This is a genomic window from Pseudomaricurvus alkylphenolicus (assembly GCF_011683955.1).
GTDB classification, from domain to species: Bacteria; Pseudomonadota; Gammaproteobacteria; order Pseudomonadales; family Cellvibrionaceae; genus Pseudomaricurvus; species Pseudomaricurvus alkylphenolicus.
This window is the reverse complement of record NZ_JAAQPI010000004.1, coordinates 195,810-210,427: the sequence shown is the minus strand read 5'-3', so window position 1 is coordinate 210,427 and position 14,618 is coordinate 195,810. Positions and strand designations below refer to the sequence as shown.

Here is a 14,618-nt window from a genome sequence, read left to right as displayed (position 1 = left end):
CTGTCAGGCCGGGGGGCTAAGCCCCCCGATTTTTCCGGGCCGCCAACCGACAATCCTTTGACCCCTGTCGGCCATATCGCGATAATGAGTGCCAACTATCGCGTTTTTCGCGGCTCCAGGATTGCAAGTAAGGGTATTCAATGTCGTTGAGCAAAGGTTTCCAGCCACTGTACAAGCAAGTTTACGACCTGCTGACCGAGCGTCTGGTCGAGGGCTACTGGAAACCCTCGGAACCCTTGCCCAGTGAAATGGCGCTGGCGGCGGAACTGGGCGTCAGCCAGGGCACGGTACGCAAGGCTCTCAACCATATGGTGGCTGAAAACCTGCTGGAGCGACGCCAGGGCAAGGGCACTTATGTGGCGGAGCATACCCAGGAAAGCTCTCTGTTCCGCTTCTTTCGCCTTCGAGAACCCCAGGGCGAGAGTATGATCCCCGAAACCGAGGTGCTGGGCTCATCGCGCCGCGCACCCACCAAAGAGGAGCGCAAAAAGCTCGGCCTGGAAGGTAAAACCCAGGTGGTGGAACTGTTGCGGGTGCGCTATCTCAATGGCGAGCCGGCCATCGTTGAGAAGGTTATCCAACCCCTGTCTGTATTTCCTGATATTGACAAGCAAACCGAACTGCCCAACGCTCTGTATATCCTCTATCAGGAGAAATATGGCATCAGTATTGTGTCGGTAAAAGATGAACTGCATGCGACAGCCCTGCCCAAGGAATACGCCAAACAGCTGGGGCTGCCGGCGGGTTCCCCGGTGCTGATGGTGGAGCGCCAAAGCATCAATATTGACGGTCGTGTGGTGGAGTGCAGCCAGGCCTACTGTAGTACCGAAAACTTTGTTTATGCGGTGCATCTTAAATAGGGTTTTCCGGCTTTCTCTACTGGGATCTATCCTGGCAGGGGTGCTGTGTTCCAGTGTTAACGCCGGGATTGTGGTCCACTATCGTGCACAGGAACACGAAGGGGACGCGCGTTTTGTCTATGACTTGCAGCTGCTTAAGTTGGCGTTGGAGCAGGATCCGTCGCTGCCGAAAGTCACGCTAAAGCCGGTTCCATCCATCAATAATGCCCGCACAGTGGCGATGATTGGCAACAACTCGATTCCAGGTTTTGTCGCTTCGCTGGGTTACAAAAAAGAATATTCTCAACACAACCTCATTGCTATCCCTTTCCCCGTCAATCTCGGTATTCACGGTTACCGGGTGTGTTTTATGTCATCATCTCTGGAGCGAGAGCTGGGTTCTGTCGAATCACTGGATCAACTACTGGATTATGTGCACGGTCAGGGCAAAGGCTGGCGTGATGTCGAAGTATTGCGCTACAACGGTTTTAACGTGTTGGAGATGTCCAATTTCGAGAGCTTGTTTAAAATGGTTGCGAAGAATCGCATCGACTTTTTTTGTCGTGGAGCCAGCGAGTTGTACCGCGAATACCGTGCTCACCGCCATATCGAAGATCTGAGTTACGACAAATCCTTTGTTCTGTATTATCCCTTTCCGCGTTTTTTCTATACCCATGCCAGCAATAAGGAACTGGCTGAGTGGATTTTGAAAGGACTGAAAATTGCGCACCGCAAAGGTTTAGTGCAGGAGTTGGGGCTGAAGTATTACCAGCCCAGTGTGGACTTCGTGGAGCTTCACAAACGCAGGGTTTTTGAGCTGGACAATCCTCATATGTTGGATTTTCCCTACGATGTGGATCAATATCTCTACAGGCCACTGCAGGAAAACGTGGCGACGGAAGATGCTGAGCCGCTCATAAACGAGCCCCGTTAAAAACGCAGCGGTGGCAGATGTGTCAGCGCACTGTCAACCGTATCCCACTGTTGCAGGATCAGGATTTGATCATCAGTGAGTTTGCCAATGTCGCCGCGCAGTCCATGTCGGCGCAACTCGTTTTGCAGAGCATCATGCTCGGTTCTTGAAATGACCTGAATATATTCACGTTCGCACAGGATCTGATGACTGTTGAGACTCATCCAGCGATTCTTCATGACCAACGGGTGGCGGCGATGTTCAATGATACTCAAGGACACCATGACATCCGGGTCGTCCAACAACTCGTCATGGTCAAAGCCTTCCATAAACAAGACCGGAGCCTGTTCGGCTGCAATACCGAACAAAGATTTCGAGTACCAGCATAAAAACTCGATAATCTCCAGTTGGTTACTGCCCTCGGTGGTGCCGGAACAGGGGGCAACCAGCCAGACTTCCGCGGCAGCCGGGTCGATGGAATGAGAGGGGAGTTCCGCCACGGAAAAGTGACGAATGCGGACACTGGCACCCGCCCTGTCGCACAGTGACTGCAGGCTATCGGGTTGGTCCAGATAGTCGTAAATGCTGAACAGTACCGCCGCCCGACCTTGCCGCAGGCAGTCGAGCAGCATGCGTTCGAGAAGCTGCTGCTGTTGATCCCCGGCCAACAAAAACCGCCTATTGCCTGCCCGGCAGGGGTTCAGTGTCTCAGAAACAGATGCCGCAGGAAGGTCTGAGGCGGCAGCTGATTCGTTCGCCTGCTTCCTGGACTTAAACAAACCGGATTTGGAAAACCTTGATTTTGTAAACATGGTTATTGTTATGCGTTGGTGGCAGCCTTCTGCATCGGCGGCGCCAAGTTTTGGTGTAACAGTATCGGAGTGTATTGAAACTTGCTTCCCTTGCCAACAGTGGCCGAAATTCACAACAGGCTGGCGACCCGCTGGTACAAGGCAATGGCTTCCTGCTGCGCCAGACCACCGCGGGAGCTGCTCTGCCCCGTGCTCGACGACACTGACACCGATTCATCGCCGGATTCTGGCACTTCAGCACCGGCGCTGTCGTTGACGAGGGTCTCATTCTGCTGCCGCTCGCGGGCAAGGCGGGATAGGGTAAGGGTGTCGGAGGCAAAGGGATCAGATCGGGGCAGGTCGGGAGTGGCCGGTTCCGCAGAGGACACCGTACTCGCAGCAAAACTGCGGGCAATCTCGGTTCCAGCGGTGAGTGGGACGGCCGTGGACATCTGACACCTCCATGCCTCCAATATAGTCCAGGGGTGGGGGTTTGACCAATTCAGAACCCCCAAGGGCGACAAGCCATTGCCGATTACTATCATTCCTATATTGAGATGGCCTTGCAGCATCAACTGAATAACGATGTGATGACATTGATGGATGAGTTGCGTCATTATCAACAGTTGCGGCGATGTTGTGGTACGGATCATCGGCACACACCTGTTTTCTGTGCAAGTTCCAGCAGTCAAAAACATTGGCAAAAGACTGTTGCTGCTGAGGTGTTAATGACAGGGCCTGCTCATCAGAATCGATGATTGTCTCCGATCGCTCTCAGACACTACATTGAATAGAGCGTCTGATTTCCAGCGCATCCATCAAAAACCGTTTGGAGAAAAATCATGAAAATCTTGAAGAGTGCGCTGCGTCTAGCGTCTGCTTTTTGTCTGTCCGTATCACTGTCGGCCTGTGCGGGTGTGAATGAGTTGGAATCATTCAAGCAACAGATTAGAGAGAAGTACGACATGAAAGAGCAGGCTTTTCACAATAACGATCCCGAGCCAATTTTGACACGTTTCTATCTGGATCAGGTTGTGTCAACCGATCCTGAGGGACACACCCACGAAGGTCGAAACGAACTGCGCCCGGTTTACAATGAGATAATCGGTGCAGAAGTCAAAATCAAATCCTACAAAACCAAGGTCAAAGGCGATCTTGGTTGGGATTGGGTAAATTTCTACGTGACGCCGCCGAAAGAATCCGGCATGCAGCCGTTTGTGTTTAAAATGTTATTCCTGTGGGAGCGTATCGACGGTGAGTGGTGGTCCCACGGGGAAATGTACGTGCCCGGCGAGTTCGACGTAGCGAGTCGCTAAAAGAGAAAGTGTTATTGCGGGGATTCAGATGATATCTGGATCCTTCGCCAACTTAACCGCCAGCTCTATGGTTTGTTGTTCGAGATTTCCCACTCCCCAGGGCTTTTTCTTTCCGTAGCCGATCATCAACATCAACCCTTCGATCATCGAAATAATCATAATCGCCCGCTGCTTGCGGGCCTGCTTGGGCAGGTCGGGATTGAGGGGTTCCATCAACTTTTCGATATTGCTGCAGTGGTTGCGGTACATGCCATGCATTACGGAATTGGCATGTTCGTCATTGTGTGCCCGCGCCCAAAGCTGGTAGAAAAATCCCGCTGTCTGCCTGTCCTTGTCGTCCTTGATCAAAAATGCCATGGCCTTGCGAAACAGTTCTTCGGGATCGTCTGATTCCAAACGCAAGTACTCATAGGCCTGGGCATAAGTTTCATCATGGTAAATCAACATCGACTGCACCAATTCCTCCTTGGAGGGGAAATAGTGCTGCAGTGTCTTCAGGTGGATGCCAACCTTGGAGGCCACATTTCTGAGGGTCAGTTGATCATACCCTTCCTCGCTGAAGATCAAGCGGGCCGCTTCCAAAATGTCCAGGCGTCGTCGTTTCGAACTTGCACGCTCTGTTCTTCTGCCGTCTGTTTTCTTGGTGGGAGCGGTTGTTGCTGGCATGGAATTCAACCTCTTGGTCTTAATTATGAGCGGTATGCCGTCGATAGACGGAAGTCTAACACCCCTCTGAACGGATGAATAGGGGCGTGTCTTTATCTAAGTGATTGAATTTTAACAAAATAACTTGCGACCTAATTTTCCATTGACACACCGTCGGCCGACGGTATAAATTAATTAAAGGCCGTCAAATGACGGCAATTAAAAACCGGGCAGCAACTAATACCAGAGACACTGCGGAGAGAGTATTCAAATGAGCGAATCAAAACTGGGCATGAACACCGCGATCACTCGACGGGACTTTACGTCAGGTGTGTTAAAGGGCAGTGGCGCCGCACTTCTGGCGGGCGCGACAGCCGGGGTATCCACTCACGCTCGCTCTCAAGGTCTGGATAATCAATGGACAGGTCCCGGCGGTGTCGGAGACTATGCTCGTTCAAACGGCAATACTCACGAAGTCGTCAACGGCGCTCATTCCATTCGCGACGGGCTATGGAAGGATATTCCCGCGAAGATGATGGATTCCGGTGAGGAATACGATCTCGTGATTGTGGGCGGAGGCTTTGCCGGGCTGATGACAGCGTTTACCTATCTGAAAGAGGGTAAAGGCAAGGTGCTGATGGTTGAAAACCATCCCATTTTCGGTGGGGAGGGCAAGCAGAATGAAATGGTGGTGGATGGGTATCACTTGCATGCACCTCAGGGTTCGAACGGTACCTTGTGGCCTCCGGAAGAGGCCGAGAAAGCCGGTTTCTTCTATCACCCTGTTTGGTTTGATCTGGGGCTCCCAGGCAAGAACAGCCCCAATGCGCTCAAATTTGAATACAAGGCGTCCGGTACCGATAAGCCGCTAAAGTTTACTGAAGACAACTACGATGCTATGCAGTTGTTCAAGCACACGGCGACATTGGGTTACTACTACAAGGACAAAAACGGTAAAGGCTCCTGGGCGATTAATCCGTGGGATAACGGCTTCAGGGATGCGCCAATTTCTGAACGTGCCAAACAGGAAATGTTGGCGTTGGAAAACTACAAGGGCGCAAGCGCTCGCAAGCATTGGGAACAATGGCTGGATTCCATGACCTACAAGGAGTTTATCACCAACGAGGTTGGTGTTGGCGATCCCCACGTACTGAACTATCTGAATCCGATGATGGCTGCCCATGGCCCCGGGCTGGGTACGGATGTGATTTCGGCACTCGGGGCGCTTTCGTTTGGCATGCCGGGCGTCAGTGATGTGCCACGAGCGAATGGGCACTCTAACCCACTGGGCGATTACGACCTTAACTTGGTAAGCTTTCCCGGTGGTAACGCGGCCATCGCCCGCCATTTTGTTAAAAAAATGATTCCCGATTCCATTGAAGGCCAAGACAATCTGCACGACATTGTCTACGGCAATATCAACTGGTCTTCGCTGGATCGTAAAGGGCAGGATTTGCGTATAAGAGTCAATTCAACCGCAGTCTCTGTAGAGCACGAAGGGCCCGCGGAGTCGGCCGATAGTGTTAATGTGACCTACATCGACAATGCCACACATACTCCCACACGAATAAAAGCCAAACATGTGGTGATGGCGGGTGGTCAGTGGATTAACAAGCACGTAATTCGGGATGCGCCGGAAGATTTGCGTTGGGCCATGGGCGAGTTCTTCCATGCGCCCATGTTGGTGATGAATCTGGCGGTTCGCAATTGGCGTTTTATGGAACGCCTGGGCATTACGGCCGCGCGTTGGTTTGAAGGCTTTGGCTGGTTTACCAATGTCCGCGCTCCCATGAATATCGACGGACGCCATATGCCTTTAGATCCGGATTTACCGACGACGCTGACCTTCTATAACACGTTTACCGATGAAGTCTCCGACAAGGGGCTGCCTATCCAGGCCCAGGGCAGCATCGCGAGAGCCTCGTTGTTCAGCATGAGCTATCGGGATATTGAGTATCGTTTGCGCAAGCAGATGACCGAAATGTTTGGTCCATACGGATTTGATGCCAAAAAAGATATTGCGGGCCTGATCACCAATCGCTGGGGACACGCTTATGTGGCACCGCAGCCGGGCTTCTTTTTTGGAAAGGACGGCCGCCCCGCCCCTCGGGATGTGGTTCGTGAGGGCTATGGTCGGGTTCGGTTTGCTCACTCTGAACTGTCAGGCGAGCAGCTGTGGACCAATGCCTGTCATGAGGGCGAGCGCGCCGCCAAGCAGATCCTGGCGATGTCGTGAAGTGGCGTTTAGCCCAAGTTCCCTGAGACAGGAAGCCACGTTCACGGTCATTCAGAAACTGTCTCTCTCCTGGCCGGCGCGATCTCTGGAAGGGTCCGTCGGCCTTTTTTATTGTTTCCTGACAGCAACATACCGTCTTACCGTCATATGACGGAAGACATTGACCGTTCTGCATGGCGGGCGTATAAATATAAATACCGTCAAATGACGGAAAATAAAACTAAATCAAGTGAGAGGTCGTCATGAAAAATACATCATTCTTTAACCGCTCCCAATTGGCTGTAGCCGTCTCCGCCGTGGTTACAATTTGCCCCACTCAGGCTCTGGTTCTGGAAGAGGTTATAGTCACAGCTCAAAAGCGGGAGCAGAGTCTACAGGATGTGGGTATCTCCGTCAGTGCCATGTCCGGGGATCAAATGGAAGCACTGGGCCTGGATAATACCCAGGAAATCACCCAGCAAATTCCCGGGCTGCAGGTACAGTCGTTTACACCGGGTTTTACTATTTTTAATCTGCGGGGTGTGTCCCAGAATAATTTCCAGGACAACCTGGAAGCACCCGTCGCGGTTTACTTTGACGACGTCTATATTGGCAGTATGAACGCCATCGGAGGTCAGATGTTCGATATGCAAAGAACGGAGGTGCTCAGGGGGCCACAGGGAACCCTTTTCGGTCGCAACGCCACCGGTGGATTGATTCACTTTGTTACCCGTAAGGCGGACGACGAAGAGCTGAATGGCTATGTCAGCGCGGAGGTTTCCGAGTTTAATTCCTACAATATCGAGGCCGCTGCAGGTGGCGCGATAACGGATCATATTCGGGGCAGAATCGCAGGACGCTGGGAGCAATCCGACGGTTATTTTGAGGCAGGACCCATTCTGTCCGGCGCACTGGGTGAGGGTAGCCCAGCGATGGGTGGCAATGGCAGTGACGCCAATGGCGCGGACGGCTTGTCCTTGCGAGCTAATCTGCAAATAGATATAGGAGAGGCTTCCCAGCTGGATCTGACGGCGTCCTACTCCAGGGACGATGACGTTCCTGTGGGGCAGTATCTGGTGTACTTGGTCGATGTTGATGAAGACGGTTTGGGACTGGAGCTGGATGCTGACAATCCCCTGACGGGAGATGTACACAAACACGCAGGCGGAGACGAGTCGATTGGTGGCAATGATACCGGTCTGGATCGGGAAGCCACCAGTTTGACAGCACGCTTCAGCACAGAACTTTCCGACGGCATGGAGTTTCTTTCTATCACTAATTGGATGGACCTGGACAAATCTCATTTCGAAGATGCGGGCTCGGGTTTAATTAACTTTCCATTTGCCACCGAAGCGCAGTACCAACAATGGTCTCAAGAATTGCGTCTATCCGGGGAAGAGGAAAGACTTCGCTGGCAGGTGGGGGCCTATTATCTGAATATGGATCTCAGCGCCAGGGCTGCAGTCGGTGGGCCCTTAATCACTGGGGATCCTCAGGGCGTAATTGACAGCTATACCGAATTGGAGTCGCACAACTGGTCCGTGTTTGGGCAGGTGGAATATGATCTGTCAGATCAGTTTACCGTTATTGCGGGTTACCGTTGGTCCCAGGATGACAAAGACATTGACTTCGTCAACGTGGCGACGACAGGGTTGGGTGATACCCCGGCGGGGACTGTTTTATTCGATTTACGGCAGGAGGCTGTGGGACCTTATGCCAATGTGTCGGATATAGACTACGGCGATTATGCCGCTCGAGTGCAGCTTAACTGGCAAGCCGGCGACGACACTCTGGTGTTTGCTTCCTACAATCGTGGCATCAAAGGCGGGAATTGGTCACCAAACTCCTCGGTGACCATTGAAAACTTCAAACACAAAGAAGAAACCTTACATGCGTACGAATTGGGCATCAAAACGACGTTGGCTGAAGGCCGGGCACGTTTAAACGCCACCGCATTCTATTATGACTACCAAGACTACCAGGCGTTTTCTCTCACTAACCTCACACCACAGGTGACAAACTCTGATGCCAGCAATCAGGGCGGCGAAGTGGAATTGTTCTTGACTCCCACCGAGAATCTGGATGTTATGTTGGGACTGTCATTTATCGATTCAGAAATCGAAAAAGCGCCTGGTGCTGCAGCCGACAGCTTTGTAGAAGATGCAGAGCTTCCGCAGGCGCCGGGCTATAGTTTCAACTACCTGTTTCGCTACAACTGGGATGCCCTTGGCGGCAATATGGCCGCGCAACTGGACGGGGTTTACAACGATGAACAATATCTTGAAAGTCACAACGGCGGTTCGTCGCTGCAGGAGGGCTACAACACAACCAACTTCAGTTTGAGTTATCGATCAGCGGACGAAACCTGGGATCTACGAGCCTGGGTGAAAAACATCAATGACGAGGAATGGGCGATCTACAGCCTGGACATTGGCGGGTTTGTTCAGCGCCAGTATGCTCCACCTCGCTGGTACGGGGTGACGGCAACCTACAACTGGTGATGTCGGGGTATTTAATTACAAAAAAGCGCGGTGCCGGTTTACCCGGTACCACGCTGTGCAAGCCACAAATTAGAGTGAATGTCGGAAGCCTAAGAGATCAGGCGACTTCAAATAGACCTGCGGCACCCATACCACCGCCAACACACATGGTAATGACCACGTATTTGACGCCGCGACGTTTACCTTCGATCAGTGCGTGTCCCACCAGACGTGCACCGGTCATGCCGTAAGGGTGGCCAATAGAAATGCCACCGCCGTTAACGTTGTAGATCTCCGGGTCGATACCCAGGTGGTCGCGACAGTACAGTGCCTGGCAGGCAAAGGCTTCGTTCAGTTCCCACAGGCCGATGTCATTAATACTCAGACCGTGTGCTTTCAACAGCTTTGGTATCGCGTAGATAGGGCCAATACCCATTTCTTCCGGCTCGTTACCGGCAACCATCATGCCACGGTAAATACCCAGGGGCTCCAGGCCACGTTGCTCGGCCAGTTTGCTGTCCATCAGCACACTGGCGGAGGCTCCGTCAGAGAGTTGGCTGGCGTTACCGGCAGTAATAAAGCCGCCGTCGATAACCGGGGCCAGACCCTGCAGGCTTTCCAGTGTTGTGGAGGGACGGTTGCCTTCGTCTTTGGTCAGAGTGACTTCTTCGAATGTCACTTCCTTGGTTTCTTTGTTAACCACTTTTTTGGTGGCCGTCATCGGAACAATTTCGTCGTCAAACTTGCCGGCTTCCTGGGCGGCAGCCGTGCGCTGTTGAGAGGACAGAGAGTATTCGTCCTGAGACTCACGGGAGATGTTGTATTTCTTGCTCACATTCTCCGCAGTGAACAGCATCGGCATATAGGCGTGTTCAGCGTGCATCAGTACGTTTTCATCCTGACACTTGCTGGACCACTCAAAGTACGGCTGTTGGATTTCGGAGATATTTTCCTGGCCGCCGGCAACCACAACGTTCATGCCGTCCACCATAATCTGCTTGGCGGCAGTGGCGATGGACATCAGGCCGGAGGAGCACTGACGGTCGATAGTCTGGCCGGACGCACTGTATGGCAGGCCTGCCGCCAGCAGGGCGTTGCGGGCGATATTGCCGCCGGCGCTACCGGCATTCAGTGCGGAGCCGATAATCACATCATCGATTTCGCCACCGTCGACGCCGGAGCGCTCGACCGCGTGCTTGATGGCGTGACCCATCAGGGTAGGAGATTTGGTGTTGTTAAAGGCGCCGCGAAAGGCTTTGCCGATCGGGGTGCGTGCTGTGGATACGATAACCGCTTCTTTCATGTGAGTAATCCTATATTAACAGTTGGCTGTAGCAGTGAGTTTTCTCAATCGAAGTGCTTTCCAAGCATTTGCTACTTATGTTTTTGTCTTCGAGGCTTTGGTGTTGTTCGTTGCAGTTACCTTCAGGCGGTAAACTCTTTAAAGGTCTTGCCTTCCGCAGCCAGCTTCTCCAGCAGCGGAGCCGGTTTAAACCACTCCTCGCCGTAGGCACCCAGTTGGTCGCGGTATTTATTCAGTGCATTCACAACAGTGTCGAGACCAATCTCGTCCGCATACTGCATCGGGCCACCGCGATGCCCCGGGAATCCATAACCGTTGCAGTAAACGGTATCGATATCGCTGGAGCGGTAGGCGATGCCATCTTCGAGCACCTGAGCGCCTTCATTAATCAGCATGTAAATGGTGCGCTCAAGCACTTCCTGATCTGAGATTTCCCGGCGGGTGATGCTCTGCTCGGCGGCCAGGGTTTCCGCCAGGCTGATGACTTCGGGGTCTTCCTTCTTGTCGCGGCCTTCATAGATGTAAAAACCACGTCCGGTCTTCTGGCCAAAACGGCCCAGCTCATGCAGTTTGTCGCAAATGGCAGCATAACCGGGATCGCGTCCATAGAAGGCTTCCTGATTGCCCTGACGGGTCAGATAACCCACATCGATACCGGCCAGGTCGATCATGCTGGGCAGCCCCATGGCCAGACCGAAATCGTAGAGTACCTTGTCGATCTGGGCGGGAGTGGCGCCCTCCAGAATAAGCCGTGCGGCTTCGCGCCCATAGGGTTCCAGAATACGGTTGCCGATAAAGCCCCAGCAAACACCGGCCACAACGGGCACCTTGCCAATGGCCTGAGCCATTTTGATGGTAGTCAGCAGTGCGTCATCGGCCGTCTTGCCACCTCGAACGATTTCCAGCAGACGCATCACATTGGCGGGGCTGAAGAAGTGCAAACCAATCACATCCTGAGGGCGAGCGGTAACAGAGGCAATCTCGTCAACGTCCAAGGTGGAAGTGTTGGTGGCGAGAATAGCGCCGGGCTTACAGACTTCATCCAGGGTCTGGAACACCTTTTTCTTGATGTCCATATTTTCGAACACCGCTTCGATCACCAGGTCCACATCACCAATCTCGCTGTACTCCGTGGTGGCCTGCAGCAGGTTCATGCGCTCTTCAACCTGCGCTTCAGAGAGACGGCCCTTCTTGGCGCTGATCTCATAGTTGGTGCGAATCACACCCAGTCCACGCTCCAGGGCCTCGGCGTTCAGGTCCAGGATCACCGTGGGAATACCCACATTGACGAAGTTCATGGCAATGCCGCCACCCATGGTGCCGGAGCCGATAATGGCCACCTTTTTGACGTCGCGCAGTGGGGTTTTGGGGTCAACGCCGGGAATCTTGGTGGCGGCACGTTCGGCAAAGAACAAATGCTGCTGTGCGCGAGCCTGAGAGGTGTTCATGCACTCACGGAACAGTTCACCTTCTTTGGCCAAACCTTCATGCAGCGGTAGCTCGCAGGCTGCTTCGACACACTGGATGCAGCGCTCCGGCGCGTAAAAACCGCGGGTACGACGAGCAATGGATTTACGGAACTCTGCAAAAAAGTTTTCCGGCAGCTCACTGGTATCCACGCTCATTTGAGCACAGCTGCGCACAGGCGCGTTGGTGTCGAGCAATTCCTGCGCGTACTGGACAGCCGCGTCGAGAATACTGCCTTCGCCTTCGTGAATGCGATCGATCACCCCGGCCGCCAGCATTTTCTTGGCGCCAACCGGTTTGCCGGAGGTGATCATTTCCAAGGCCAGCTGTGCGCCGGCCAATCTTGGCATACGTTGTGTACCACCTGCGCCGGGCAGGATGCCCAGGTTCACTTCGGGCAAGCCGATTTTAACAGCAGGCAGGGCAATGCGGTAATCACAGGCCAGTGCCAGTTCACAGCCGCCGCCCAAAGCCATGCCGTTAAGCGCAGCGACAATGGGCTTGGCGGACTCTTCCAAGGTATTGCAGACTTCCGGCAGGGTAGGAGAGGTCATGGCTTTGTCGCTGCCGAACTCGCTGATGTCGGCACCGCCACAAAACAGCTTGCCGGCGGAGGCCACGACAATCGCCTGCACCTTTTCGTCAGCCGTTGCCTGGTCAAAACCATCCATAATGGCAGCACGCAATCCCAGTCCCAGGCCGTTTACCGGTGGGCTGTTCAGGGTGATTACCGCGATATTGTCGCGGACTTCGTAACTGGTAAATTGACTCATTGGAATGTTCCTGTCTCTTGTTTCGTTTTGAATATTCGGTTTAGAACCAGGCGTCCTGCATATCCAGCGGGACGCTGTTAAATTGCATCAGCAGTTCAGCTTGCGCTCCAATCTCGGGCAATTCCCATTGGATGTAATAGCGGGCGGCCTGGAGTTTGCCCAAGTAGTAGTCGCGATCACTGTCGCCGCATTGGGTGTCCAGGCCTTCCGCCGCCTTCAAGGCTTGCTGCAGCCAGAGCCAGGCGGCAAATACACGGCCGAACAAATCCAGGTAAATGGTGGCATTGGCCAGCGTGGTGTCCGGGTCTTCTTTGAGCTTGCCCACCAGAGTTTCGGTGACCCGGTTAAGAGTATTAAGCGCTTCGCTCAGAGGTGCTGCAAATTCATGACACAATTCAGAATCTTTTGCCTGCTGCAAAGTCTGTTGCACGGCTTCATTGAACAGTCTGAATCCCGCGCCCCGCTTCATAATGACTTTGCGACCCAGAATGTCCAAACCGTGAATGGCTTCGGCACCTTCGTGGATGGGATTCAGGCGGTTGTCACGATAATACTGCTCTACGGGATACTCGCGGATATAGCCGGAACCACCAAGAATCTGGATGGCCAGTTCATTGGCTTTTAAACCGTACTTGGACGGCCAGGACTTGACCATGGGCGTGATCAAGTCCAGCAGCAGATAAGCATCGCGACGTTTCTCTTCGGTATCAGCCGTGTGAGAATCTTCGAACAGACTGCTGGCGAACAGACACATGGCCAGAGAACCTTCAGCATAGGCTTTCTGAGCCAGCAGCATGCGGCGCACATCCGCGTGCTCAATCAGGCTGACTTGTTTTGACTCGGGGTCTTTGTTGGAAGGCAGTCTTCCCTGCGGCCTCTGGCGGGCATAATCGAGAGAATAAGTGAAGCCTTGATAGCCGAGTACGGCGGCACCCATACCCACGCCAATTCGGGCTTCGTTCATCATTTGGAACATGCACTGCAAACCCTTATGGGGTTCGCCGATCAGATACCCCACCGCACCATCCTGTTCGCCGAAATTGAGCACCGTGGAAGTGGTGTTGCGGTAGCCCATTTTGTGCAGCAACCCCGCCAGAGCAACGTCGTTGCGCTCGCCGAGACTGCCGTCCTCATTAACCAATACTTTGGGACATATAAAGAGTGAAATGCCGTTGACACCGGCAGGCGCACCTTCGATTTTGGCCAACACCATATGCACAATGTTTTCGGTCAGGCTCTGGTCGCCGCCTGAAATAAACATCTTTTGGCCAAATAGACGGTAGCTGCCGTCCTCGGCAGGTCTGGCGATGGTTTTGATATCGGCCAGTGCCGACCCCTGGCCGGGCTCAGTCAGAGCCATTGTGCCGGCGAACCGACCCTCCTGCATGGGGGGCAGAAACCTGCTCTTTTGTTCCTCGGTGCCGAACGACTGAATCAGATTGGCGGCGCCGATGCTAAGGAACGGATAACCGGTGGAGGCTATGTTGGCGGCGCTAAAGTACGCCATGCTGGCGCGCAGCACGATTTCAGGCAGCTGCATGCCGCCGTCCTCAAAATCGTAGTGGGCCGCGAGGAATCCGGCCTCGGCGAAGGCGTCCCAGGCCTCCTGGGTTTCCGGAATCAGGTGAACCTTGTCGCCATCAAAGCTGGGCTCGTTGGCATCGCCCTTGGCATTGTGGTTGGCGAAATAGCGCTCGGCAACCGTGCGAGCCGTTTCCAGGGTCGCTTTGAAGACCTCTCGCGAATGCTCCTGGTAGCGGGGCCTCTGTAACAGCGCCTCTGTGTCCAGCAGTTCGTAGAGCAGAAAGTCCAGCTCTCGCTCATTGAGTAGGGGATGGCTCATAGATGCCTCGCTCATTGGGTGATACTATTTAGA

General features: G+C 53.6%; 11 protein-coding genes. 5 read left to right on the top strand and 6 right to left on the bottom strand.

The window, feature by feature from the left end; all coding sequences use genetic code 11:
* Positions 1–140: 140 nt before the first annotated feature.
* Both HBA55_RS12745 and HBA55_RS12740 read left to right on the top strand, forming a co-directional pair.
* Entirely contained in the window at positions 141–860 is a 720-nt protein-coding gene (locus HBA55_RS12745) for a GntR family transcriptional regulator (RefSeq protein WP_166991534.1), read from the top strand.
* Positions 841–1,773, top strand: coding sequence for a hypothetical protein (locus HBA55_RS12740; protein WP_166991531.1), 933 nt, complete (start codon positions 841–843; stop codon positions 1,771–1,773). The genes HBA55_RS12745 and HBA55_RS12740 overlap by 20 nt, the downstream gene beginning before the upstream one ends.
* Here the strand turns inward: HBA55_RS12740 and HBA55_RS12735 are convergent.
* Both HBA55_RS12735 and HBA55_RS12730 read right to left on the bottom strand, forming a co-directional pair.
* Positions 1,770–2,420, bottom strand: a complete 651-nt coding sequence (locus HBA55_RS12735) for a hypothetical protein (protein ID WP_166991528.1) — start codon at positions 2,418–2,420, stop codon at positions 1,770–1,772. The two genes, HBA55_RS12740 and HBA55_RS12735, sit on opposite strands and share 4 nt — an antisense overlap.
* Before the next feature lie 254 nt (positions 2,421–2,674).
* Positions 2,675–2,995: a hypothetical protein gene (locus HBA55_RS12730; RefSeq protein ID WP_166991525.1), complete on the bottom strand. Its 321-nt coding sequence runs from the start codon at positions 2,993–2,995 to the stop codon at positions 2,675–2,677.
* A gap of 390 nt (positions 2,996–3,385) precedes the next feature.
* Between HBA55_RS12730 and HBA55_RS12725 the strand changes: the two genes are divergently transcribed.
* Positions 3,386–3,859, top strand: a complete 474-nt coding sequence (locus HBA55_RS12725; RefSeq protein ID WP_166991522.1) for a nuclear transport factor 2 family protein — start codon at positions 3,386–3,388, stop codon at positions 3,857–3,859.
* Positions 3,860–3,883: 24 nt separating this feature from the next.
* Here HBA55_RS12725 and HBA55_RS12720 read toward each other — a convergent pair whose 3' ends face one another.
* Positions 3,884–4,525, bottom strand: a complete 642-nt coding sequence (locus HBA55_RS12720) for a TetR/AcrR family transcriptional regulator (RefSeq protein WP_166991519.1) — start codon at positions 4,523–4,525, stop codon at positions 3,884–3,886.
* Between the two features lie 250 nt (positions 4,526–4,775).
* On the opposite strand from HBA55_RS12720, the gene HBA55_RS12715 reads away from it, so the two are divergent.
* A complete protein-coding gene (locus tag HBA55_RS12715; protein WP_166991516.1) occupies positions 4,776–6,740 on the top strand; it encodes an NAD(P)-binding protein in 1,965 nt (654 codons plus the stop codon).
* Between the two features lie 242 nt (positions 6,741–6,982).
* Positions 6,983–9,220, top strand: coding sequence for a TonB-dependent receptor (locus HBA55_RS12710; protein ID WP_166991513.1), 2,238 nt, complete (start codon positions 6,983–6,985; stop codon positions 9,218–9,220).
* A gap of 97 nt (positions 9,221–9,317) precedes the next feature.
* On the opposite strand, the gene HBA55_RS12705 is transcribed toward HBA55_RS12710, so the two are convergent.
* The 3 genes from HBA55_RS12705 to HBA55_RS12695 all read right to left on the bottom strand — a co-directional run bounded on the left by HBA55_RS12705 (position 9,318) and on the right by HBA55_RS12695 (position 14,585).
* Positions 9,318–10,502 (bottom strand): acetyl-CoA C-acyltransferase, encoded by a 1,185-nt coding sequence (locus tag HBA55_RS12705; protein WP_166991510.1) that lies wholly within the window; start codon positions 10,500–10,502, stop codon positions 9,318–9,320.
* A gap of 122 nt (positions 10,503–10,624) precedes the next feature.
* Positions 10,625–12,742 carry a 3-hydroxyacyl-CoA dehydrogenase NAD-binding domain-containing protein gene (locus HBA55_RS12700; protein ID WP_166991507.1) on the bottom strand — a complete coding sequence of 706 codons (2,118 nt, stop codon included), beginning with the start codon at positions 12,740–12,742 and terminating at the stop codon, positions 10,625–10,627.
* Positions 12,743–12,782: 40 nt separating this feature from the next.
* Positions 12,783–14,585 carry an acyl-CoA dehydrogenase gene (locus tag HBA55_RS12695; protein ID WP_166991504.1) on the bottom strand — a complete coding sequence of 601 codons (1,803 nt, stop codon included), beginning with the start codon at positions 14,583–14,585 and terminating at the stop codon, positions 12,783–12,785.
* Positions 14,586–14,618 lie beyond the last annotated feature (33 nt).